Source organism: Bacillus sp. UNC437CL72CviS29 (genome assembly GCF_000482345.1).
Lineage (GTDB): Bacteria > Bacillota > Bacilli > Bacillales > Bacillaceae_G > Bacillus_A > Bacillus_A arachidis.
Map to the genome: position 1 here is coordinate 506534 of NZ_KI535303.1, position 23377 is coordinate 529910.

General features: G+C 35.6%; 21 protein-coding genes. 9 read left to right on the forward strand and 12 right to left on the reverse strand.

Annotation, left to right across the window (positions count from 1 at the left end; translation table 11 throughout):
- Positions 1–106 precede the first annotated feature (106 nt).
- Complete coding sequence (locus M014_RS0123650) at positions 107–445, reverse strand: hypothetical protein (RefSeq protein WP_026593906.1); 339 nt, start codon at positions 443–445, stop codon at positions 107–109.
- A 338-nt stretch (positions 446–783) separates the two neighbouring features.
- On the opposite strand from M014_RS0123650, the gene M014_RS0123655 reads away from it, so the two are divergent.
- From M014_RS0123655 to M014_RS0123665, 3 genes are all read left to right on the forward strand, one after another.
- Positions 784–2313, forward strand: coding sequence for a cardiolipin synthase (locus tag M014_RS0123655; RefSeq protein ID WP_026593907.1), 1530 nt, complete (start codon positions 784–786; stop codon positions 2311–2313).
- Between the two features lie 153 nt (positions 2314–2466).
- Positions 2467–3360, forward strand: coding sequence for an ATP-binding protein (locus tag M014_RS0123660; protein ID WP_026593908.1), 894 nt, complete (start codon positions 2467–2469; stop codon positions 3358–3360).
- Positions 3361–3363: 3 nt separating this feature from the next.
- Positions 3364–5244: a vWA domain-containing protein gene (locus M014_RS0123665; protein WP_026593909.1), complete on the forward strand. Its 1881-nt coding sequence runs from the start codon at positions 3364–3366 to the stop codon at positions 5242–5244.
- A 91-nt stretch (positions 5245–5335) separates the two neighbouring features.
- Here the strand turns inward: M014_RS0123665 and M014_RS0123670 are convergent, their stop codons facing one another.
- Positions 5336–5758 (reverse strand): NUDIX hydrolase, encoded by a 423-nt coding sequence (locus M014_RS0123670; protein ID WP_026593910.1) that lies wholly within the window; start codon positions 5756–5758, stop codon positions 5336–5338.
- 215 nt (positions 5759–5973) lie between these two features.
- Here M014_RS0123670 and M014_RS0123675 point away from each other — a divergent pair, with 215 nt between their 5' ends.
- The gene (locus M014_RS0123675; protein WP_035415677.1) at positions 5974–6252 is read left to right on the forward strand and encodes a hypothetical protein; all 279 of its coding nucleotides are present in this window, start codon (positions 5974–5976) and stop codon (positions 6250–6252) included.
- 86 nt (positions 6253–6338) lie between these two features.
- Here the strand turns inward: M014_RS0123675 and M014_RS0123680 are convergent, their stop codons facing one another.
- Together M014_RS0123680 and M014_RS0123685 are read right to left on the reverse strand one after the other, a co-directional pair.
- Positions 6339–7304: an L-threonine 3-dehydrogenase gene (locus M014_RS0123680; protein WP_035415678.1), complete on the reverse strand. Its 966-nt coding sequence runs from the start codon at positions 7302–7304 to the stop codon at positions 6339–6341.
- 44 nt (positions 7305–7348) lie between these two features.
- Entirely contained in the window at positions 7349–8539 is a 1191-nt protein-coding gene (locus tag M014_RS0123685; RefSeq protein WP_026593913.1) for a glycine C-acetyltransferase, read from the reverse strand.
- Between the two features lie 214 nt (positions 8540–8753).
- Here M014_RS0123685 and M014_RS0123690 point away from each other — a divergent pair, with 214 nt between their 5' ends.
- On the forward strand, positions 8754–9485 hold the full coding sequence (locus M014_RS0123690; protein WP_026593914.1) for a class I SAM-dependent methyltransferase: 732 nt from the start codon (positions 8754–8756) through the stop codon (positions 9483–9485).
- Positions 9486–9511: 26 nt separating this feature from the next.
- On the opposite strand, the gene M014_RS0123695 is transcribed toward M014_RS0123690, so the two are convergent.
- The 3 genes from M014_RS0123695 to M014_RS0123705 are packed head-to-tail and all read right to left on the reverse strand — an operon-like array spanning position 9512 to position 12453.
- Entirely contained in the window at positions 9512–10339 is an 828-nt protein-coding gene (locus M014_RS0123695; RefSeq protein WP_026593915.1) for an ABC transporter ATP-binding protein, read from the reverse strand.
- Between the two features lie 54 nt (positions 10340–10393).
- Positions 10394–11452 carry a FecCD family ABC transporter permease gene (locus tag M014_RS0123700; RefSeq protein WP_026593916.1) on the reverse strand — a complete coding sequence of 353 codons (1059 nt, stop codon included), beginning with the start codon at positions 11450–11452 and terminating at the stop codon, positions 10394–10396.
- Complete coding sequence (locus M014_RS0123705; RefSeq protein WP_026593917.1) at positions 11449–12453, reverse strand: FecCD family ABC transporter permease; 1005 nt, start codon at positions 12451–12453, stop codon at positions 11449–11451. The genes M014_RS0123700 and M014_RS0123705 overlap by 4 nt, the downstream gene beginning before the upstream one ends.
- A 173-nt stretch (positions 12454–12626) precedes the next feature.
- Between M014_RS0123705 and M014_RS0123710 the strand changes: the two genes are divergently transcribed.
- Together M014_RS0123710 and M014_RS0123715 are read left to right on the forward strand one after the other, a co-directional pair.
- Complete coding sequence (locus M014_RS0123710; RefSeq protein ID WP_026593918.1) at positions 12627–13592, forward strand: ABC transporter substrate-binding protein; 966 nt, start codon at positions 12627–12629, stop codon at positions 13590–13592.
- Between the two features lie 378 nt (positions 13593–13970).
- Complete coding sequence (locus M014_RS0123715) at positions 13971–15362, forward strand: peptide MFS transporter (protein WP_026593919.1); 1392 nt, start codon at positions 13971–13973, stop codon at positions 15360–15362.
- Between the two features lie 28 nt (positions 15363–15390).
- Here the strand turns inward: M014_RS0123715 and M014_RS0123720 are convergent, their stop codons facing one another.
- Together M014_RS0123720 and M014_RS0123725 are read right to left on the reverse strand one after the other, a co-directional pair.
- Positions 15391–15570 (reverse strand): acid-soluble spore protein H, encoded by a 180-nt coding sequence (locus tag M014_RS0123720; protein ID WP_026593920.1) that lies wholly within the window; start codon positions 15568–15570, stop codon positions 15391–15393.
- 116 nt (positions 15571–15686) lie between these two features.
- The gene (locus tag M014_RS0123725) at positions 15687–15974 is read right to left on the reverse strand and encodes an ArsR/SmtB family transcription factor (protein WP_026593921.1); all 288 of its coding nucleotides are present in this window, start codon (positions 15972–15974) and stop codon (positions 15687–15689) included.
- Between the two features lie 739 nt (positions 15975–16713).
- On the opposite strand from M014_RS0123725, the gene M014_RS0123735 reads away from it, so the two are divergent.
- Positions 16714–18342: a lactate permease LctP family transporter gene (locus M014_RS0123735; RefSeq protein WP_026593922.1), complete on the forward strand. Its 1629-nt coding sequence runs from the start codon at positions 16714–16716 to the stop codon at positions 18340–18342.
- Positions 18343–18454: 112 nt separating this feature from the next.
- Here M014_RS0123735 and aspA read toward each other — a convergent pair whose 3' ends face one another.
- The 3 genes from aspA to gloA2 all read right to left on the reverse strand — a co-directional run bounded on the left by aspA (position 18455) and on the right by gloA2 (position 21939).
- Positions 18455–19888 carry an aspartate ammonia-lyase gene (gene aspA / locus M014_RS0123740; protein ID WP_026593923.1) on the reverse strand — a complete coding sequence of 478 codons (1434 nt, stop codon included), beginning with the start codon at positions 19886–19888 and terminating at the stop codon, positions 18455–18457.
- Between the two features lie 186 nt (positions 19889–20074).
- The gene (locus M014_RS0123745) at positions 20075–21391 is read right to left on the reverse strand and encodes a hemolysin family protein (protein WP_026593924.1); all 1317 of its coding nucleotides are present in this window, start codon (positions 21389–21391) and stop codon (positions 20075–20077) included.
- 161 nt (positions 21392–21552) lie between these two features.
- Positions 21553–21939 (reverse strand): SMU1112c/YaeR family gloxylase I-like metalloprotein, encoded by a 387-nt coding sequence (gloA2, locus tag M014_RS0123750; protein ID WP_026593925.1) that lies wholly within the window; start codon positions 21937–21939, stop codon positions 21553–21555.
- A gap of 91 nt (positions 21940–22030) precedes the next feature.
- Here gloA2 and M014_RS0123755 point away from each other — a divergent pair, with 91 nt between their 5' ends.
- Positions 22031–23209 (forward strand): NupC/NupG family nucleoside CNT transporter, encoded by a 1179-nt coding sequence (locus M014_RS0123755; RefSeq protein ID WP_026593926.1) that lies wholly within the window; start codon positions 22031–22033, stop codon positions 23207–23209.
- Positions 23210–23377: the final 168 nt, after the last annotated feature.

Here is a 23377-nt window from a genome sequence, read left to right on the forward strand (position 1 = left end):
GTCACATCTAAAGTTCCGCTTACTTACGAATTAGATTAGCTATACGCACGATTGCCTTAACTACTAAAAAACAGATTACAATAGTCTGTTTTTTATCACTTATTTATTAATAACCCCCATATGGATATTGTGTTGGATACGGTATTGGATATGTTGTTGGGTATGGTGTAGGGACCGGCATTGGATATGGTGCTGGATACGGCGCCGGATAATAGCCTCCGCCGCTCGTTAATGCTCCAGCTGTTAGTCCGCCTAGCATCCCGCCCGCAAAACTTCCAACTGGGGCAAATGTGCCTCCTCCCCATCCCCAACTACTACCGCCGCCATGGTGATGATAGCCTCCGTGATTATGGCCTCCGTGGTGATTATGGTGATGATAACCTCCATGATTGTGACCTCCGTGGTGATTATGGTGATGTCCACTATGGTTCCGCATCTCATTCATTTTATCTTCATCTCCCTTTGTTCTAATTATTCACTACCATAAACCTGACAAATATAGAAATTATAAGTAGTCCTCACTCTCCTCCTTCCATCAATATGAGCTATATGAATAGTATGGATAGCCATATCAACCAAATGGACGACTGATTCTATGCATATCATTCAAACTCCTTTTCATATAAAAACGTAATAATATACGCTATGTGGGACAAATGTGGAAGGCATGAGCAAAATATCTATGTTGGTACAAAAAAATAAAACGTTTATAATAGAAATGTTAGAAGACAGCTTCCATATAAGAAGCATATATTTAAGAAAGAATAGGTGAAATTTATTCAGATGAAAAAACCCATCGTTCAGTTATTGTTTGTATTTACCATTATATCGATTGTGCTTTTCCTTTTAGATACATCCAATATTTCACTATATACTTTTATTGGTGCTTTATGGTCTATTACAATTATCGGAATTTCTTTCGTAATTTTCATTGAAAATCGTTCCCCACAAAGCACATTAGCATGGTTTTTAGTATTGGCTCTTCTCCCTATTATCGGTGTACTTCTATACTCTATTTTTGGCCGCAGTCGCTGGAGAAGAAAAAAACATCTCCACCGTTCAGAAGAGCAGCGAAAATTGTTCCGTGAAATATTAGAAGGCAGACGTGAAGATATATTAGCCATATCTTCCCTAAGTGAACACTCAACACATTTAACAAAAGTGGTGCAAAAATTTGGAGGCGGCCCTGTTGCCGATGCAACAACCACAAAACTTTTAACTAACGGTGAACAAACATTTCCAGAAATTTTACAAGCGATTGAACAGGCGAAGCACCATATACATATTCAATACTACATTTATCGAGCTGATGAAATTGGTACACAAATTCGAGACGCTTTAATAAAAAAAGCAAATTCCGGTGTAATTGTACGCTTCCTTTATGATGGACTCGGAAGCAATACGTTGCGAAAACGCTTCTTACAGCCTATGAAAGATGCTGGAATTGAAATTGTGGAATTCGATCCTATATTCTCAGCGTGGCTACTTGAAACAGTCAATTATCGTAACCATCGTAAAATCATCATTATCGACGGAGAAATTGGTTTTACCGGCGGACTCAACGTTGGTGATGAGTATCTTGGTCGTTCTAAAAAATTCCCAATTTGGCGTGACAGTCACTTACGAATAGATGGGAAAGCATTGTACAAATTACAAGCAATATTTCTTGAGGATTGGCTCTATGCCTCTAGTGGTTTAAATACATATTCTTGGGATCAATTTATGAATACAAAATACTTTCCTGGCAAAGAAATTTCTGATGCAGAAGGTGCTGTTCAAATTGTAGCAAGTGGACCAAGTTCAGATGATACAAGCATTCGCAATACGTTACTTGCTGTTATAGCTTCTGCTAAGAAATCAATTTGGATTGCGACACCCTACTTCATTCCTGATCAAGAAACATTAACATTACTTCGTTTAAGTGCACTGGCTGGAATAGATGTCCGCATTCTATATCCGGGTAAAAGTGATAGTATCATTAGTGATCAAGCATCTCAATCATACTTTACACCACTCCTAAAAGCAGGAGCTTCAATTTACAGCTATAAAGATGGTTTTATGCACGCTAAAATTGTACTCGTTGATGATACAATTGCAACAATTGGCACGGCAAATATGGATGTCCGCAGCTTTGAACTAAATTATGAAATCATTAGCGTACTTTATGAATCCAAAACAGTTCTTGATATTAAACATGATTTTGAAGAAGATTTTAACCATTCCACTGAAATTAGATGGAAGTCATTCCAAAAAAGAAGTATTAAAAAACGAATACTAGAATCTCTAATGCGTCTAATTTCCCCTTTACTATAAATATGAAAAAAGTAATCAAAGTAAATTTGGTTACTTTTTTCTTTTATAATGTCGTACTCTTCTCCCCTCTCCTTTTCTTTGCATACCATATTAAAACAAGTTATCATAAGATGTATTGTTTACTTTATGAAAATAATGTTAGGTGGGAAATACATGTTAGAACAATTTCATATACATGCTGATTTAAAACAGCAATTAGCAACAATTCACGAAAAAAATAAACAAGTAGTTGGTGAAAATGCACATTTAATCGGAACAAAAATGTACAAAGCATCGGATAACAGCATTATTGAAGATGCAATTACAGCCCTTCTGCTTGGCAAAAATATTTTATTAAAAGGACCAACTGGAAGTGGAAAAACCGTTCTTGCAGAAACGCTATCTTCCTTATTCCAAAAACCAATGCACAGTATTAACTGTTCTGTCGATTTAGATGTCGAGGGTATTTTAGGATATAATACTTTAAAAACAAAAGACGGAGCATCTGAAGTTTCCTTCGTTGATGGTCCTCTTATGAAAGCGATGAAAAATGGACACTTCCTATATATCGATGAAATTAATATGGCAAAACCGGAAACACTTCCTCTTCTTCATGGTGCATTAGATTACCGTAAAATGATCACAAACCCATTTACACAACAAGTTGTATATGGTGATGAAGAATACCGTGTAATCGCTGCAATCAACGAAGGTTACGTTGGAACAAGCGAATTAAATGAAGCATTAAAAAATCGATTTGTTATCATTGAAGTTCCTTATATTCAAGGTAATACATTAAAACAACTATTATTATCTGAATCAAAATTGAAAGACATTGCAACAATTGAAAAGTTTGTTGCATTCGCAAGTGACCTCATGCCACTTGCCCGTGACGGACGCGTAAGTGAAGAAGCAGCAAGTATTCGTGGTATTATTGACGCATGTGACTTAGGTGTATATATTCCTGTTATACGTGCAATTGAGCGAAGCATTATTGCAAAATTAAATGATGAAACAGAACAAATGACTGTCCGTGAATTAGCAGAAAGCTATTTCTTTGAGGGATAATTCATGAGACAAATTTTTAGTGACAAAAAAATTGATGCGTCGCTGTTTCTTCAAATGGAAAATTTAATGTATGCTCTTCTAAAAGAAGATGATGCTTACTTAGAGTATGGCTATAAGGCATATTACGACGAAATCGAAAAGAAAGTTGTCATCAGTCACTTTTGGGATGATCGTAAAGAAGAGGATATGGTAATCGGCTTAAAAAGCGAAGTGTTTTTAAAGGCACTTGGTAATAAACATTACTCAGACATGAAGCTCATTCGTTCTTATGCAATTGAATTGCAAGATTCTCCTCTTAAAAAATTTTTAACACAATTATTTGTTCTGTTAGAAGATTTACGCGTAGAGGAAATTGTCAAAAACTTACGTCCTGGTACAAAACACATTTTTAAAAGACGTAAAGAGATGTACCGTAATTACTTCGGTTCACAAAATGAAATCAACCGTGTTCGTAACTATCATGGAGACCGTCTATTTTGTCTATGCTATCTTTCTTTAACAAGCGATAAATACGAAATGTTTCACAACGAATATTTTGAGCAAATTGAAGCTATTTTACATGAAACATTTCAAGCTCGTAATACAGAAGATACAATGTATATCATTGAAAAAATTCGCTATCGCTTAGAAGGTTTTCTTGAAAATGATATGATTAACAACTACTTTGGACACGCACCGCTATATTTATCTGTTATTGCCGAAGAAAAAGATGGGCGCGTCGAAGATTTAGCAAATGATGATACTCAAATCGTAGATGATGAGAATAAAAATAAAATTAATGAAAGCTTCTCGACATGGCATCGTGAAAATAAAAATAACGAAAACGAGAACTTTTTACGCTTTGAATTAGAAAGCGGAACAAAAACAAATATGATGGGTGATACTGCTCGTGAATCAGAAGATGGCGATCAAGCACTTGGTTCTGTACAGGGGACTTCTCAAAAAAGTACGCAATCAAACTTCGATCAGGCAGATGCGCAAGATGCGCAAGCCTCACACACTTCTAGTCAAAATGAAGGCATATACGGTAAATATAACGTCGGTGCCTCTCATACATTTAAAGAAGCACGCAAGCCAAATCCTGATGATAAAAAAGATTATCAAGCGATCAAATCAGTCATTAATAAAGATGTAAAAGAGTTAAAGAAAATCATTGAGAAGACGATCGAAAATAAAACCAACGCAAATAGTGATAAATATTACGGAAGACTTCGTAAAAAATTCCTTCGTATTTATACAGAAAAGCAACCACGGATGTTTTATAAAAAAGGGCAGGAATCACAAGAGCTTGATGTTGCCTTTCAGCTATTAGTAGACTGCTCGGGCTCTATGTATAACAAAATGGAAGAAACGAAAAAAAGTGTTGTTCTGTTCCATGAAGCGTTAAAGTCATTGAAAATTCCACATGCAATTAGCGGATTTTGGGAAGATGCTTCTAGTGCGACACCAGAAGATAAACCAAACGTGATTCATGAAGTAGTAACATACAAGAATTCAACCCTTCCAAACGTTGGACCTGAGATTATGCAACTTCGCGAAGAAGAAGACAATCGTGACGGTTACATTATCCGTATCGTTTCAGAAAAACTTGCAAAAAGACCAGAGAAACATAAGTTCCTACTCGTATTTACAGACGGTGAGCCATCTGCTTTAGACTACCAACAAGATGGTATTTTAGACACACATGAAGCTGTTAAACTCGCTCGTAAAAGCGGTATGGAAGTTATCGGTATCTTTATCGAAGAAGGCGAAGCGAAAGAAGCGACATATCAGTTAATGAAAAATATTTACAATCATCATTTCCTAGTTGCCAATCATGCTGAAGATTTACGATTGAAGATTAAGCCGTTATTGAAGAAATTATTACTGAAGACGATTGAATAGCAAACAGGGTCCTATATGGGCCCTGTTTTTTAGTCGTTATTTGTTGAGCAGTTGATGTTCTCCTTTCGAATTGCCGATAAAATTCCATTTACTATTTTGTTTCTTTTTGAAATTTATATGGAATAGATGTTTTTAATAACGATTCAATTCCCCCATCATAATATGGAAACCGCTCGTTTGCCGCTTTCATATCAACCCATTCTATTGCCGAAATTTCATCCACATCCTGTACATCAATATCCCCATCTATCACATTGGCGTGAAAAGTAATCAGCAATGCATGGTTGCCTACCTCAGTAAAAAACTTTTCGTTTATTGCTGCAATCCCCTGTATCTCTACAGTTAAACCGGTTTCTTCCTTTGCCTCTCTTACAGCTGCAGCTTCTAATGTTTCTTCTTTTTCCACTGCGCCTCCTGGCAATGACCAAACATCTTGTTCTACATTATGTACCATTAATACTTGATCTCGTGCCTTATTATAAATGAGTGCATATACAACATCGACTCTTTTCATATGTGTTTCCCCCTATTGTACTTTTTACATATCTAATCCTGATTCAATTTCCGATAAAGTGAAACTTTAATCAGTGGTGTTTTCTTCATCCCCTACTAATTATCAGCCTGTTCCCCACGTATCTTCCTTATCCCTCTTTCTGAATAATGAAAAATTCATAGAAATCTTTTTGGGTATATTAAGGAAGAAGTCTACTATCAAATATATTTGAAAGGATGTTTCATTTGTCCCCAAAAAAGGATGAACAATATACGGATGTTACAGTTGCTGAAGCAAGACATGAATTTGTCATTCCCGAAGAGTTTCCTGATGGGCCTTACGGTTCCTCCACTAACAGAAAGTTAGGAAAATCGTCTCCTTGGGAGGATGATCAAAAAACACATAAGGCATTTAGTTACGAATATGAAAAACCTTATGAAGAAACAAAGCAGCAATATCCTGAGGCTAGCACCGAACCAAGAAGTGTAGATACGAATAAGGTAAAATCTATATAACGAGAAAACTTATTTCTTCCTCAGACTAAGTTTAAGTATGTTGAAAAAAAGAGCCGATTCAAAGAATTGAATCGACTCTTTTTTCATTAACTAAGCACTAACTCAGCTGTTAACTTTTTTTTTAATTTCGCCAGCATATCAGCTGTCATTTTATCTAAATCATACTCCGCTTTAAAGCCCCACTCTTCTTTCGCTGCGGTTGCATCGATTGAATTCGGCCAGCTGTTTGCGATTGTTTGACGAGCTGGATCTACAGCGTAATCCATTGTAAACGTCGGAATATGCTTACGGATTGCTGCTGCGATTTGCTCTGGCTCGAAACTCATTGCAGTAATATTAAAAGCGTTACGGTGTATTAACTTACTTGGATCTGCTTCCATTAAAGAAACAATTGCTTGCAGTGCATCTGGCATATACATCATATCCATGTAGGTGCCTTCCGCAATGTAAGAGGTGTAGGTACCTTTTTTAATTGCTTCATAATAAATTTCAACTGCATAATCAGTTGTACCGCCTCCTGGAGGAGCTACATAAGAAATTAAGCCTGGGAAACGTACACCGCGCGTATCAACGCCAAATTTTTGATGATAATAATCACATAATAATTCTCCTGCTACTTTGTTTACTCCATACATCGTAGTAGGGCGTTGGATTGTATCTTGTGGTGTATTATCTTTTGGCGTTGTTGGACCAAATGCGCCAATAGAACTTGGCGTGAAAAATTTACAGTCTAGTTCACGTGCTGCTTCTAATGCATTTACAAGTCCACCCATATTTAAATTCCAAGCGAATAGCGGATTTTTTTCTGCAGTTGCTGAAAGTAAAGCTGCTAAATGAATAATTGTATCCACTTCATTACGTTTCGCAATGTCGTGTAGTTTTTGACCATCAGTTACATCTAATGTTTCAAATGGACCAGACTTTACCACTTCACTGTCCGTTTCACGAATATCTGTTGCAATAATGTTTGATGCGCCGTATACATCACGAAGTTTCATCACAAGCTCAGAACCAATTTGTCCTAAAGAACCGGTTACTAGAATTTTTTTCATTTTCTCCACTCCTCATTTGCAAGCTTTCAAAAGATGTAATTGTGTTAAATGATTCCCATTTCTTTACCCACTTTTTCATACGTACGAATCGCTTCATCCAGCATTTCTTTCGTATGAGCTGCTGTTGGCATATTACGAACACGCCCTGTCCCTTTTGCTACAGTCGGGAACACAATAGATTTTGCATATACGCCTTCTTCATTTAGACGTTTACTAAATTCTTGTGTTAATACTTCATCGCCGATGATACAAGGTGTAATTGGTGTTTCACTTTCGCCAATATTGAATCCAAGTTCTTTTAAACCTTGTTTTAAATAACGACCATTTTCCCATAAGCGATCATGTAATTCCGTACTTTCCATTAAAATCTCAATCGATCTCATACAAGCTGCTGCATCTGCTGGCGTTAGCGCTGTTGAGAATAAGAATGGACGTGAACGAACTTTTAGCCAATCAATTAAGTTTTGTTTTCCTGCTACATATCCACCGACTACACCGATCGCTTTTGATAATGTACCAATTTGGAAATCTACTTTATCAGAAAGACCGAAATGTTTTACAGTACCTGCACCTTTTCCAAGTACACCTGAACCATGTGCATCATCAACATATGTCATTAAATCTAGTTCCTCTGCAATCTCAACAATTTCTGGTAGTTTCGCAACATCACCATCCATTGAGAACACACCATCTGTGATAACCATTAATTTATTATAAAGCCCCGATTCCTTCGCCTCGGTTGCTTTTTTACGTAAATCTTCCATATCAGAATGTTTATACACAATAATTTTTGCTTTTGATAAACGACTGCCGTCAATAATAGACGCATGGTTTAATTCATCAGAGAGAATTGCATCATTTTTATCCATAACAGCTGAAATCGCTGCCATATTACAGTTAAATCCTGATTGATATGCAATTGCTGCTTCTGTATGTTTAAATTTCGCAATTGTTTCTTCTAATTTGATATGCAAATCAAGAGTACCGTTAATTGTACGAACCGCTCCTGCACCAACGCCATACTTATGAATCGCACCAATTGCTGCTTCTTGCAGACGATTATCTGTTGCTAAACCAAGATAGTTATTTGAAGATAAGTTAATATATTCTTTCCCGCCAATTGTAATGATCGGTCCATTTGGACTTTCCAGCGGATCAATTACGTTATAAAGCCCTTTTGCTTTTAAATCCTCTAAATTTTCTTCTAAAAAGTTTGCAAGTGTTTTACTAGACATCGTGAAGCCTCCCCATCGTTCATGTAAGCGAATCATTATCTTAACAATTCCAATAATTCCTCTACTAGCTTAACACGTTTTCAGAATTTATTATAGAAAAATAGCTTGAAGAAAACGCTTACAACTTTTAATTATATAGGATTACATACAAGAAATCTATGATTTACTTCAATTGTTTGATAGAATAAGAAAAATGTTTTTAGGAGCTGAGAAAATGGCATTTACAGAATCTGAAGTATATAATATTGACTCTTTTTTTGAACAGTACATGAAGCGCAGATATCGAAAAGACAATCCAAATGAAGCAATGGAAAAGCCAGCTTTATTACAGCTCATCGGGGACATGAAAGGAAAGAACATTCTTGACTTAGGATGCGGTGATGCTAAATTTGGTATAGAATTATTGCAAAAAGGCTGCCTATCTTACACTGGTATTGAAGGCTCTTATCTTATGTATACAGAAGCTATCAAACAACTCGAAAACGTAAATGGCACTGTCCATTTCACGAACCTCAAAGACTATACATACCCCTCTTCTACTTTTGATCTCGTTACATCTAGACTCGCCCTGCACTATATTGAGCATCTTGATATTATTTTTCAAAACGTCTATCAAACTTTAAAAACAGATGGAATTTTCACCTTTAGTGTACAACATCCCGTTATTACCTCTTCCTTTGAGAGCTTACAAAGTAGTGGGAAACGTACAAGCTGGCTTATTGATGATTATTTTAAAATTGGGAAACGTACAGAACCGTGGATTGACCAAGAGGTAATCAAATACCATCGTACTACTGAACAGTACTTCACCCTCTTACAACAAGCTGGATTTACAATTACAGACTTACAAGAAGCAACACCAAAGCGAAAACATTTCCAAAATGAAGAAGAATATAAGCGCAGATTGCGTATTCCCCTCTTTCTCTTGTTTTCTTGTAAAAAATAAAAAAGCGATGAATTTTCATCGCTTTTTTATTTCACCACTCGCCCTTTCTGCGGAAGCAAACATCTTCCTCTTCCCTGTGGAATACATAGCGGTGTTCCAAATAAAGGATCTGTTGTAATTTGACAATCCATACGGAATACATCACGAACTAGCTTACAATCGACAATTTCTTCTGGTTTGCCTTGTGCATAAATTTGTTTGTCTTGAATGGCTACAATATTATCAGCATAGCGACATGCTAAGTTTAAATCATGTAGTACCATAACAATTGTTCTTTGCTCTGTTTCATTTAATTCAAATAATAAATCTAACACTTCAATTTGGTGTGTCATATCCAAGTATGTTGTTGGCTCATCTAACAGAATAATATCTGTATCTTGTGCAAGTGTCATTGCAATCCAAGCGCGCTGACGTTGTCCACCTGAAAGTGCGTGAACATCACGCTCAGCAAATTCAGTCATACCTGTTGCTGCAAGTGCTTTTTGTACCATTTCTTCATCTTTTTCTGACCATTGCTTGAGCCATGTTTGATATGGATAACGCCCTTGTTTCACAAGTTGCAGTACAGTAAGTCCTTCTGGAGCTTGAGGCCCTTGTGGTAAAATTGCCATTTGGCGAGCAATTTGCTTTGTTTGCATATTTTGAATCGCATTATCCTCTAATAAAATATCGCCGGATGTCGGTTTTAATAAACGAGCAAGCGAGCGTAATAAAGTTGATTTCCCACAGCCGTTAGAACCGATAAAAATCGTAATTTTCCCTTTTGGGATCTCTAAATTTAATTCATTAATAATAATTGTTTCACCATAAGACAATGTTAACGATTTCGTCTCTAATGCTTTTTGCATGTTCATCTCCCTTTACTCCGTTTTTTAATAGATAGAAAGCCATCTATGTACTTTTTACCTTTATGAATTTCGACTTTTATAAAGTAAATAAATAAAATACGGAGCACCAATTGCTGATGTAAATACACCTGCTGGAATTTCAAGCGGGGCAAAAACTGTACGGCCAATTAAATCAGCAGCAAGTACTAAAATAGCACCTACAATAGCTGCTACGGGAAGTAACGCACCATATAAAGAACCAACTAATCTTCTTGAAATATGGGGTGCCATTAAACCGACAAAGCCAATCCCACCAGCAAAAGCAACCGCTCCTCCAATTAACGCTGTACTAAGGAGCAAAAGGAAGAATCTTGATTTCGTTAAACGAATACCAAGTCCAGTCGCGATATCATCACCAAGTTCTTGGGCATTTAAATGTCTCGCCGATATAAATGCAATCACTGTTAAAATAAGAACCCAAGGTGCTAGCACCCCTACATTTTGCCATGATGAACCGTAAACAGTACCAGTAATCCACACGTTTGCTTGACTCGCTTGATAAATAGGTGCTAACAACATAAATAAAGTCGTAGCTGCCTTCGTTAATGCCCAAAATCCAACACCAATTAAAACAAGGCTAATTGGCGACAACCCATCATTTCTCCATGCAAATAAATATACACAAAGTGCAACGATGGTTGCCCCAATAAAGGCTGCCAGTGGCATATAATGAATACTTACCGTTAATGCATTATTTTTATCACTAAATAAAGCAAGAAATAGGACAACTGCTACACTTGCCCCCCCCGTAATCCCAATAATATCAGGAGACGCAAGTGGATTTCGAACGAGCCCTTGTAAAATACAACCAGCTACAGCAAGAGCTATCCCTACAAGAATTGCAATTAAAATACGCGGCATACGGAACTTATTTACGACCATATTAGACATTGCATCACCGTTCCCGGTAATTGCTTGCCATACATCATATGGGGCTATTTTCATCTCCCCCATACCCGCGCTTGCGAAAAATAATCCGATTAAAACAATTAATAAACCTGACAAGACGAGAAAAACTCGTTTATACATTAAAAACGAGAGGCCGTCTTTTCCTATACGAAACGGAATATACTTCTTCATTTGCTAAGCCCTCTCTTACGTGCAATATAAATAAAGAATGGTGCACCAATAAATGCTGTCATAACCCCTACTGGAACTTCTTGTGGCATAATGACATATCTTGCAGCAATATCTGCAAGTAATAACAAAATGGCACCTAACAACCCACTATATGGAACTCTCCAACGATGATCTACACCGACAAGAGCTCTTGCAAAATGAGGGATAATAATTCCAATAAAGCCAATTGGACCTGCAACAGCAACTGAGCCGCCAGACAGTAAAACAATAATGAGTAGTACCAAAGATTTCATCCAAACAGTTCGTTGCCCCAATCCTTTCGCAACATCTTCTCCCATCATTAATGTATTTACTTTTCCTGCCATTAGCAGAGAAGCGATCCATCCTATTAATAAATAAGGAAATACAGACTGTAACATTTCTAACTTTCTCCCTTGTACAGAACCAGCTAACCAAAATAGTACTTCTTCTAATGCTTGCTCGTTTAATACGAGCAAACCTTGTGTTAAAGACGAGAATAAAGCACTAATTGCTACCCCCGCCAAAGTCAACTTAAGTGGGGTTGTCCCTTCTTTCCCTAAGGAACTAGATGCGAATACAAGTGCAGCAGCAACCGCTGTACCTAAAAAGGCAATCCAGGTAAACGCTGACAAAGATGTTATCGAAAAAACAACAATTGCTACAACAATGAAAAAGGCAGCACCTGAGTTTAATCCAATAAAATCTGGAGCAGCAAGTGGATTCTTAGTTAAAGTTTGCATTAAGCAACCAGCGATAGCTAAACTAGCACCAACACTAGCAGCAATTAACGCCCTTGGAAGACGTACATTTTGAATAATAATATGTTCATTCGAACCATTAAAATGAAAAAAAGCATCAAGTGCTAATTTCCCACTTGTATTTGTATATCCAAAAATAATACTTCCCCAAATACAAGCAATAACTCCAATGATTCCAACAAATAATCCAACCCATTTTGCTTGATTTGTTTTTAATAACATGCAGCGTTTCTCCTTCAATGTATAATGATACGTTGTTAGTCTATTGTAACTTAATTCGCATTGTCAATGATACTAATAATTATTTTCAATTAAATCTATTGACAATCTATTTATAAACCCTTAACATCAAGCTTGCTAATGAAAATTATTCTCAATATTTAGGGGGATACATAATGAATTTCATCAAACAAAAATCATTTGTATTATTTGTATTCGTGTTATCATTTTCACTCCTTTTAGGGGCATGTGGGAAATCTGATAACAAGGCTGAGCCTAAAAAAGAAGAAAAGAAAGAAATGATTACTGTAGAACATGCAATGGGTAAAACAGAAGTTCCTGCTAATCCAAAGCGTATCGTTATTTTAACAAATGAAGGAACCGAAGCCTTACTTACCCTTGGTATAACACCAGTCGGTGCTGCTGAATCACCTACCGGTAACCCATGGTATCCACATACGAAAGATAAACTGAAAGATGTAAAAACTGTCGGTACCGAGCTTCAACCCAATGTAGAAGCAATTGCTTCTTTAAAACCCGACTTAATCATTGGTAACAAACTGCGTCACGAAAAAATATACGAGCAATTAAAAGGCATTGCTCCTACTGTTTTCTCAGAAACACTACGCGGTGAATGGAAAGATAACTTTAAACTTTATGCAAAAGCAGTAAATAAAGAAAAAGAAGGTCAAAAAGTATTAGCTGATTACGACAAACGTATCAAAGACTTAAAAGGCAAACTTGGTGATAAAGTAAATCAAGAAATTTCTATGGTGCGCTTTATGCCTGGTGATGTTCGTATTTATCACGGAGATACATTCTCTGGTGTTATTTTAAAAGAACTTGGTTTCAAACGTCCTGGTGATCAAAACAAAAATGACTTTGCAGAACGCAATGTATCTAAAGAGCGCATCCCTGCAATGGATGGTGATATCATCTTCTACTTCACATATGATAAAGGTAATGAGAAAAAAGGTTCTGAATTAGAGAAAGAATATATCAATGATCCTCTATTCAAAAACTTAAATGCTTCTAAAAATGGGAAAGTATATAAAGTTGACGATGTCATTTGGAATACAGCTGGCGGTGTAATGGCAGCAAACTTAATGCTAGATGATATTGAAAAACGATTTGTAAAATAATATTCTTCTAAAGCAGCTCCCCTTCTTGGGAGCTGTTTTTTAATTTCATTGAAGTGTCACATTATTTCATTTTGTATTTTTATTCTCAATATGTTATATTGTAATAGTAAATAAAATATATTTTCTCTATATCAGAATAGTTATTTTAATCTAAATTTTCTGATTAATCATTATTTTATTTTCTTTTGGAATTCAAATACTACATTTGAAAACGCTTATTATCTAGTTTTCAGGGAAAAATACAGTAACGGTTGAAGCTTCAATAGATTATTAAATAAATTTTCTTTCTATTTCCATATAATTCTATTGACTTCTAAATATTTTGTAAATTAAAATGATTACATAAATATCCGTTATACAGGATTAGGGGGAAACAATATGGATGCAGCTTTAAAAGTAGAAAAAGCTGGAGAGCAACAATCACCAAAAAAACATCCACCTGGATTATACTTGTTGTTCTTAACAGAAATGTGGGAAAGATTTAGTTATTACGGAATGCGTGGTCTTTTAGTTCTTTATTTAACAACAGCTGCTATTAGTGGCGGTTTAGGATTTGATAAAGCAGTAGCTGTACAAATTTATGGTACATTTACAATGCTTGTATATTTCACACCAATTATTGGTGGTTGGTTAACTGACCACTTCATAACAAAACGCCATGCAATCACTCTTGGTGGTATTATCATGGCACTTGGTAACTTCGTACTATTCTCGATGAATACAAAAACTGGACTCTTTTTAGGATTAGGCTTACTAGTTATTGGTAATGGATTCTTTAAACCGAATATTTCTACATTGTTAGGTGAACTGTACGGTGAAAATGATTCACGTCGTGACAGTGCTTTTACAATCTTTTACATGGGTATCAACGTCGGCGCTTTCTTCGCACCACTAATTTGTGGTTTCCTAGCTGAAGACTTCTTTAAAACAAGTGCTGATGGCGTTATGGTTATGGGTTATAAATATGGATTCTTGGCTGCTTGTATCGGTATGATTATCGGTCAGATTTTCTTTAACCTATTAGCTCCACGTTACCTTGGTAAAGCAGGAACAACAGTTGTAGGTAAAAAATCAAAAGATACAAATGCAAAAGTTATTGAGAAAAAACCTTTAACAAAACAAGAAAAGAACCGTACTTGGGCAATCATCATTTTAACTTGCTTCGTTGTTTTCTTCTGGGCAGGTTTTGAACAAGCCGGTAGTTCTTTAACACTATATACAAACACTTTTGTTGATCGCACAATTTTCGGATGGGAAGTTCCAACATCTTGGTTCCAATCTGTTAACCCAGCATTTATCGTTTTATTAGCACCATTTGTTTCTATGTTATGGATAAAGCTTTCTAAAACAAAACGTGGTGACTTAAAAGTTCCAACAAAAATGGCACTTGGTATGATTTTATTAGGTATCGGTTACCTTGTTTTAACATTAGCTGTTCTGAAAACTGGTAGCGACGAAGCACACATTGCTACTAAAGCAAATTTATTATTCATCGTTTTCACATACCTGTTCCATACAATTGGTGAATTGTTCTTATCACCAATCGGTCTATCAATGGTAAGTGCAATTGCACCTATAAAGTTAGCTTCTTTATTAATGGGTGTATGGATGGCTGGTACTGGATGCGCAAACTGGCTAGCTGGTAAATTAGCTTCCTTCACACAATCTTTAGGATACTTAGAAGTATTCGCAAGTATCGGTATTATCGTAATCGTACTAGGCTTAATACTTCTTATGTTCTCTAAAAAAATTGCACATATGATGGAATAAAAAAAGCGGAGAGAATTCTCCGCCTTTTTTATTCCTCTTCTAATGCTGTCACATCTACTTGTACCGTCTCATGCGGTGTCTTCACATCATGTACATTTGCGATTCCACGTCCCTCATCACAACTTTCAATCCAAACCGGTACACCATGGTAAGTTACATCAATTCTACTTGAAGATGACAAAATTTGTTTTACACGCTTTACATCCATTCAGTATCTCTCCTTCCATTTATAACACTCTTTTTATCTTTTCATATTTCTTTGAACTATATTCCATAAGAAAAAGACGTATATTTCTATACGCCTTTTTCCATAATATTAAAATTTTACAAAAATAATGTCTTTACAACTTCACTTACTTTCTCATTATGCACTTGATAATATACTTCTAAGCCACGTCTTTCAAAACGAACAACTTTATTCTGTTTTAATTTCGTTAAATGTTGTGAAACAGTAGATTGCGGAATTTCTAAAACTTCCTGCAATTGTGTTACGTTACAAGTACCGCGTTCCATAAGCTCCATTACAAGGCGGAGTCGAAGCGGGTGAGCTAACGCTCGTAGCATTTGTACATCCTCTTCTGAAATACGACAATCAAATTGATTTTGATTCATAAAGTTCCCCTCATTTTTTCATTTTTATTTTCTCTTTATTTATTTTTATATATTTGTTTTTATATTTCCTGTTACGACACAACTTTATCAACCCAAAATAAAAAAATTATTTCCTCCTTTTATCAACATACCATTAAGAGCAATAACCCCTGCTGATTTTGAATATTATACTACACGCTTTAGTGAAAAAGCAAAAAAAACAGATAGGAATACTTTGCTTCTAAAAGCTGTTTTATCAACCTTTTTGTTATATTCCTTCCTTAAAATAATCATTGTAATGGTATTGTAAAATACTTTTCTCAAATGATACATCCTTGCAATCTTTTTAGTCATTTATCTCTCCCTTTGCTACCATAAAAAAGTAAAGTTTTGATAAGGAAAAGAATGCAAAATGAAAAAGTGGTTCATAATAAATTTAATTCGTATTGTACTTAGGCTATACAACCCCAGACTGTTCTATTAAATATAAAGATGTGACATATCAAATTCTAAGCATTCCTCCTTCATTCTTGATAAACCGGGAATCGTGTACTTTCGTACACACGATTTCTCTTTTTGTCTAGTTTATGAACAAAATGTAGCGGAATTTTTACAGTTAATACTATTATGGAATAAATATACTTTTTCACGTTGACAATAGTGTTGAACAAGAATATACTTAGCATGTAAGTTGATTGTGAATCATTTCACAAATTAATGTGAATACCTTCACATATTATAGATAGGAGTTGTCATTATTATGAGTACTTGGACACAAATTTATGACCCGTTAAACAACATTTGGTTATCAGCAATCGTTGCTGCTCTTCCAATCTTATTCTTCGTTCTTTGTTTAACAGTATTTAAGATCAAAGGATATTTATCAGGACTTTATAGTGTGATTTTAGCAATTATTCTTTCTATTTTTGTTTTCAAAATGCCAGCAACTATGGCAGTATCATCAGCTGCATTTGGTGTAGCAGCTGGATTTTATCCAATTTGTACAATTGTTATTGCAGCAATCTTCCTTTACAAATTAACTGTAAAAACTGAGCAATTTAATGTTATTCGTGACAGCATTTCCAGTATTACAAACGATCGTCGTCTTCAAGTGTTATTAATTGCTTATTCTTTCGGTGCTTTCTTAGAAGGTGCAGCTGGCTTTGGTGTACCGGTTGCAATTACAGCAGCATTACTTGTAGGTATGGGCTTTAATCCATTAAAAGCAGCAGGTATTTGTTTAGTTGCAAATATTGCTGGTGGAGCAATGGGAGCAATGGGTATTCCAGTTACAGTCCCTGCTCAATTAACTCAAATAGATCCATTAATTGTTGGGCGTCAAACTGTAACATTATTACCTTTCATTAGCTTTGTACTACCATTTTTACTTGTTGCAATGGTAGACGGTTTTAAGGGAATTAAAGAAACTTGGCAAGGTATCCTTGTAAGTGGTGGTTCCTTTGCCATTACACAATTCCTTGTAACATACTTCCTTGGTGCAGAACTAACTGATATCTTTGCTGCTGTTGTCAGCATGGTTTCATTAGCTTTATTCTTACGTGTATGGCAGCCAAAATCTTCAGCTCAATCTCAAGCTGAAGCTGGGCAGGCGGAAAAACATAGTTACACAATGAAACAAATTTTATATGCTTGGTCACCATTTGCTTTCTTAACTGCATTCGTAACAATTTTCAATTTAAAAGCAATTAAAGGTTTATTCGCTCCAGATGGTGCATTAGGAAGCTTAGTATGGAACATCCAAATTCCTGGCTTACACAATCACGTTATTAAAACAACACCAATTGTAAGTGCAGATACACCATTTGCAGCAATCTTCAAACTAGATGTATTTTCATCTACAACTACTGCAATTGTATTGGCAATCATCGTATCTTTACTTGTATATCGTGCAAAAGGGCAATTGGTTAAAGAATTAACTATTGAAACATTAAAAGAACTGAAGGCTCCGATTTATACAATTTGTAGTGTAATTGCATTAGCATATGTAACAAACTATTCTGGTATGTCTTCTACTCTTGGACTAGCTTTATCATCTACAGGCGATGCCTTCCCAATCTTATCTCCAATCTTAGGTTGGATCGGCGTATTCTTAACTGGTTCAGTAGTATCAAGTGGTTCTTTATTCGCACCGCTTCAAGCAGTAACTGCAACACAATTAGATATCGTACCATCTACACTCGTTGCACTAAATGTAGTCGGCGGTACAATGGCAAAAATGGTTTCACCACAATCTGTAGCAGTTGCTTGTGCAGCAGTTGGACTAGTTGGTAAAGAATCTGCTCTATTTAAAACAGCGATGAAATATAGTTTAATTTTCTTACTTGTAATTAGCTTACTTCAACTTAACTCTATATTTAATATCTTTTAAAAGATAAAAACGATCCCTGTATAGGGATCGTTTTTATTTCCTTCTTTTTCACATCACGAACACGGGTGAGAATACCTTATACTTTTGTATAAAAAATCCCGATACACACGTATCAGGATTTTTTATTTTTTAATAACGATGCCCCAGCTATCTCTGGATGCGTCATTTCATATGGATCCAAAATAATATCGAGCTCTTCTTCTGTTAACACACCATGTTCTAAGCAAAGCTCACGAACAGATTTCCCTGTTTCAATTGCCTCCCGAGCAATACGAGACGCCGTCTCATACCCAATATGAGGATTCACCGCTGTAATAATTCCAACGCTTTTCTCAACATATTGTTTTAACAATTTTTCATTTGCAGTAATACCTTTAATACAATATTCACGAAATACGCGGAATGCATTATTCATAATACTAATAGATTGAATTAAATTAAATACTAACACCGGCTCCATTACATTTAATTCTAATTGTCCTGCCTCTGATGCTAAACATATTGTATGGTCGTTTCCAATAACTTGGAAGGCTACTTGATTAATCACTTCTGCCATAACTGGATTCACTTTTCCTGGCATAATAGATGATCCTGGTTGACGAGCTGGTAATTGAATTTCAGCTAGCCCGACACGTGGACCAGATGCCATAATACGCAAGTCATTAGCAATTTTAGACATGTTCATCATACATACTTTTAGTGCGGCTGATACTTCCGTATACGCATCTGTATTTTGCGTTGCATCCACTAAATGCTCCGCACCAATAAGTGGAAATCCACTAATATTGCGTAAATGCTTTACAACTTGTTCGATATAAATTGGATTTGCATTTAATCCTGTCCCAACAGCCGTTGCGCCCATATTCACTTCATACAAATGTTGACGAGACTGCCTAATGCGTTTTATATCGCGCCCAAGCACTCGGCTATATGCTTCAAACTCTTGTCCAAGACGAATTGGAACTGCATCCTGCAAATGCGTACGTCCCATTTTTATCACATGATCAAATTCTTTTGCTTTATCAGTAAATGCACTGTGCAATGCATCCATGGTAATAAGGAGTTCTTCTAGCATCATAAGCACTGCAATATGAATTCCTGTTGGGAACGCATCATTTGTTGATTGTGCCATGTTCACATGTGTATTTGGACTAATAGTTGCATAGTTCCCTTTTTCATAACCCATTCTCTCAAGTGCACGGTTTGCAATAACCTCATTTGTATTCATATTAATAGAAGTTCCTGCCCCGCCTTGAATCGGATCTACAATAAATTGCTCATGAAACTTCCCATTAATAATTTCTTGAGCTGATTTTGCAATTTCTTCCCCAATATTTTCTTGCAAATAACCTGTCTCCATATTTGCAAGCGCTGCCGCTTTTTTGACCATTGCCATTGCTGTAATTAATGACGTATGAATACGATATCCTGTGATCGGAAAATTTTCTACAGCTCTTAATGTTTGAACACCATAATAAGCTGCACTTGGTACTTCCTTTTCCCCCAGAAAGTCTTTTTCAATACGTATATCTTTCGTTACTATCATTTTTTATCACCTATACTTTTCATTCTAATCAATGACCTAGAAATATTTTCATAGAAAATATGATTTTTGTAAGAGATATATTTCCATATCTTTCTCCACTATATCTCACCTTTTTTGAAAGCGCAAACAATACCATTTTTCTGCAAAATCGATTCCGCACTCATACTTCTTTCTGGTGTATAAAGATTACGCTATTGCTGTATCTTCTCCCCCAATTTTCTTTATTTCCACTCGTTTAATTTGATGCATATCTTTTTCAAGAACTTTGAAAACCCATCCATTTGTCTCCATGATATCACCTTCAGTGATTGTTTGTTTTTGCATCATGATCCACCCCCCAATCGTATCTACATCATCAGCAACTAGATGTAAACCAAGCAAATCATTCACTTCACTAATGAGTACTTTTCCATCAATAATTTTATATGTTTCGCTTATATGTTCGACAGGCGGATGTTCATCTTCATCATATTCATCTCGAATCTCACCGACTATTTCCTCCAAAATATCTTCAAGTGTCACAATTCCTGCTGTTCCTCCATATTCATCATATAAAATTGCAAGCGGTATTCGTTTTTTTTGCATTTGCAATAACAAATCATGAATTGGAATGTTTTCTAGCACTTCAATAACAGGTCTTGTATACGAAGTAATGGAGCGGTCTTCCTCTTGTTCACCATCCATATAATGAATAAATAAGTCTTTTACATTGACCATCCCAATAATTTCATCTTTATCTTCTCCAAATACAGGATACCTTGTATACTTTTCTTGTCCAATCACTTTAATATGTGTCTCAAACGGTTCATCTTCATATAAACCGACTATTTCAGTACGCGGAACCATAATTTCTTTTGCTAACCGATTATCAAATTCAAAAATATTATTTACATACTTAAATTCCGCTTGATTAATTTCTCCGCTTTCATAACTCTCCGATAAAATAAGTCTTAACTCCTCTTCTGAATGTGCAACTTCATGCTCAGAAGCAGGATGCAATCCAAATATACCAGTCACGAGGCGAGCTGAACCATTGAGAGCCCAAATAAACGGATACATAATACGATAAAAATAAATAAGCGGCTGAGATAGTAACAAACTTACTTGTTCCGCTTTTTGAATGGCAAGTGTTTTCGGGGCCAACTCTCCAATCACGACATGCAAAAATGTAATAACAGCAAAGGCAATAATAAACGAAACTGTACTTGCAATCGCAGGTGAAAGTTCCATCTTTAAAAATAACGGTTCCAATAAATGCTTTATCGTCGGTTCGCCTAACCACCCTAATCCTAAAGCTGTAATTGTAATTCCAAGCTGACATGCTGATAAATATTCGTCTAAATTTGAAATCACTTTCTTAGCTGCTAATGCCCCTCGTTTTTTTTCTCCTACAAGCTGATCCACGCGACTACTGCGTACTTTTATAATTGCAAATTCAACTGCCACAAAAAAACCAGTTAATGCAATAAGAATAACAACCATGATTAATTTAGTAATTTCCAAAGAACACCTTTAGCTTTTCTTAGCTAAAGTTACACCTCCTTTTTAAAAGAAGTTTTCTCTCAATCAAAACAAATGAATGAATAAAAAACGAATGGAAGTTTCACTTTGTTCTTATTCTCTTCATTTGTTAAAAAGCAAACCTATATAAATTTCCCCAATTTTTAATCCTCGTATAACTCCAATGGTAAACCATCTGGATCTTGAAAAAACACAAACTGTTTCCCTGTTATTTCATCCACACGTATTGGCTCTGTTTTTATTCCGCATCGCTTTAGATGCTGAACAGCTTCTTGTATATCTGTAACTGCAAATGCTAAATGTCTAAGACCAGCTGCTTCAGGAAAACTTTTCCGTTTAGGAGGATCTGAAAATGAAAATAACTCAATTTGATACTGTCCTCCTACACATAAATCTAATTTATAAGAATCCCTTTCTTCCCTGTAAACTTCATTCAACACCTTAAATCCCAATATTTCAGTATAAAATTTTTTAGATATTTTATAATTAGAACATATAATTGCAATATGATGCACTTTAGATATATCCACGCTCTACGTCATTCCTCTCGTTATCAAACATGCATATTCTCCCTCAAAATGAAAAACCTATGTAACAGAACATCTCATAAGGAGGTTTACTATGAAATTTGTTACTTTTTTTCTCGGCCTTGCCGTTGTTTTCTTTCTTGCCTTTATCGCAAGTAATAATAAAAAGCATATTAAATTCAAACCCATTTTCATCATGCTTATTATACAGTTGATTTTAACTTATTTGTTATTAAATACAGAAATTGGACTTGTGCTTGTAACCTTGATTTCTAATTTATTTACGAAGTTATTGAACTATGCTGCATCCGGGGTGAATTTCGTATTTGGTGGTATTGCGAATAAAGGCGAAATGCCTTTCTTCTTAAATGTTCTCTTGCCAATTGTCTTCATTTCTGTCCTAATTGGTATTTTGCAACACTTTAAAATATTGCCATTTTGTATTCGTTGGATTGGGTTTTTCCTTAGCAAAATAAACGGACTCGGGAAACTGGAATCTTACAACGCCGTTGCCTCTGCTATTGTAGGCCAATCAGAAGTATTCATTACCGTAAAAAAACAGCTTGCGCAAATTCCAAAACATCGCTTGTATACACTTTGCGCTTCTGCCATGTCGACCGTATCGATGTCAATTGTCGGTGCTTACATGACAATGATTGAGCCAAAATATGTAGTAACCGCTCTTGTCTTAAATTTATTTAGTGGCTTTATTATCGTACTCATTATTAATCCGTATGATGTTAGAGAAGAAGAGGACATTCTAGAAATTAAAGGCGAAAAGCAAACCTTTTTTGAGATGCTCGGAGAATATATTCTAGATGGATTTCGCGTTGCTGTTGTTGTTGGCGCTATGTTGATTGGATTTGTTGCCTTAATTAGCTGTATTAATGATTTATTCCATCTTATTTTTGGAATTACATTTCAGCAGTTACTTGGTTATGTTTTCTCACCTATCGCTTTTCTTATTGGTGTACCAAGTAAAGAAATTGTCACAGCAGGAAGTATTATGGCTACAAAGCTTGTAACGAATGAGTTTGTAGCCATGATGGATCTCAGCAAACTTGCAACCAGTCTCTCTCCTCGTACAGTAGGTATTATTTCAGTTTTCCTTGTATCCTTTGCAAACTTCTCTTCTATCGGAATTATTTCTGGTGCCGTTAAAGGATTAAATGAAGAACAAGGGAATGTCGTTGCTCGTTTCGGTTTAAAACTGTTGTACGGCGCAACACTCGTCAGCATTTTATCCGCAATTATGGTAAGCATTATGCTATAAGAAGGTAAATTTTTATCCTTTTTTTTATTCATCCTTTTTATATACAATACGGATAGATGTCTCATAAATAATCGAGACATCTATTTTTTATACATGTACAACAATATCTATTTAGCGTACAATATCTTTTATGTGTCTCGTTTACACATTATAAGAAAATATACAAAT

Excerpts from the sequence above, each read along its gene's own strand:
- M014_RS0123710 (WP_026593918.1), top strand. The coding sequence starts at position 12,627 with ATGAATTTCATCAAACAAAAATCATTTGTATTATTTGTATTCGTGTTA.
- M014_RS0123720 (WP_026593920.1), bottom strand. The coding sequence starts at position 15,570 with ATGGATGTAAAGCGTGTAAAACAAATTTTGTCATCTTCAAGTAGAATT.
- M014_RS0123700 (WP_026593916.1), bottom strand. The coding sequence starts at position 11,452 with ATGAAGAAGTATATTCCGTTTCGTATAGGAAAAGACGGCCTCTCGTTT.
- M014_RS0123705 (WP_026593917.1), bottom strand. The coding sequence starts at position 12,453 with ATGTTATTAAAAACAAATCAAGCAAAATGGGTTGGATTATTTGTTGGA.
- M014_RS0123650 (WP_026593906.1), bottom strand. The coding sequence starts at position 445 with ATGAATGAGATGCGGAACCATAGTGGACATCACCATAATCACCACGGA.
- M014_RS0123690 (WP_026593914.1), top strand. The coding sequence starts at position 8,754 with ATGGCATTTACAGAATCTGAAGTATATAATATTGACTCTTTTTTTGAA.
- aspA (WP_026593923.1), bottom strand. The coding sequence starts at position 19,888 with ATGATAGTAACGAAAGATATACGTATTGAAAAAGACTTTCTGGGGGAA.
- M014_RS0123695 (WP_026593915.1), bottom strand. The coding sequence starts at position 10,339 with ATGAACATGCAAAAAGCATTAGAGACGAAATCGTTAACATTGTCTTAT.
- M014_RS0123735 (WP_026593922.1), top strand. The coding sequence starts at position 16,714 with ATGAGTACTTGGACACAAATTTATGACCCGTTAAACAACATTTGGTTA.
- M014_RS0123715 (WP_026593919.1), top strand. The coding sequence starts at position 13,971 with ATGGATGCAGCTTTAAAAGTAGAAAAAGCTGGAGAGCAACAATCACCA.
- M014_RS0123670 (WP_026593910.1), bottom strand. The coding sequence starts at position 5,758 with ATGAAAAGAGTCGATGTTGTATATGCACTCATTTATAATAAGGCACGA.
- M014_RS0123680 (WP_035415678.1), bottom strand. The coding sequence starts at position 7,304 with ATGAAAAAAATTCTAGTAACCGGTTCTTTAGGACAAATTGGTTCTGAG.
- M014_RS0123665 (WP_026593909.1), top strand. The coding sequence starts at position 3,364 with ATGAGACAAATTTTTAGTGACAAAAAAATTGATGCGTCGCTGTTTCTT.
- M014_RS0123755 (WP_026593926.1), top strand. The coding sequence starts at position 22,031 with ATGAAATTTGTTACTTTTTTTCTCGGCCTTGCCGTTGTTTTCTTTCTT.
- M014_RS0123660 (WP_026593908.1), top strand. The coding sequence starts at position 2,467 with ATGTTAGAACAATTTCATATACATGCTGATTTAAAACAGCAATTAGCA.
- M014_RS0123725 (WP_026593921.1), bottom strand. The coding sequence starts at position 15,974 with ATGAATCAAAATCAATTTGATTGTCGTATTTCAGAAGAGGATGTACAA.
- M014_RS0123685 (WP_026593913.1), bottom strand. The coding sequence starts at position 8,539 with ATGTCTAGTAAAACACTTGCAAACTTTTTAGAAGAAAATTTAGAGGAT.
- M014_RS0123675 (WP_035415677.1), top strand. The coding sequence starts at position 5,974 with ATGTTTCATTTGTCCCCAAAAAAGGATGAACAATATACGGATGTTACA.
- M014_RS0123655 (WP_026593907.1), top strand. The coding sequence starts at position 784 with ATGAAAAAACCCATCGTTCAGTTATTGTTTGTATTTACCATTATATCG.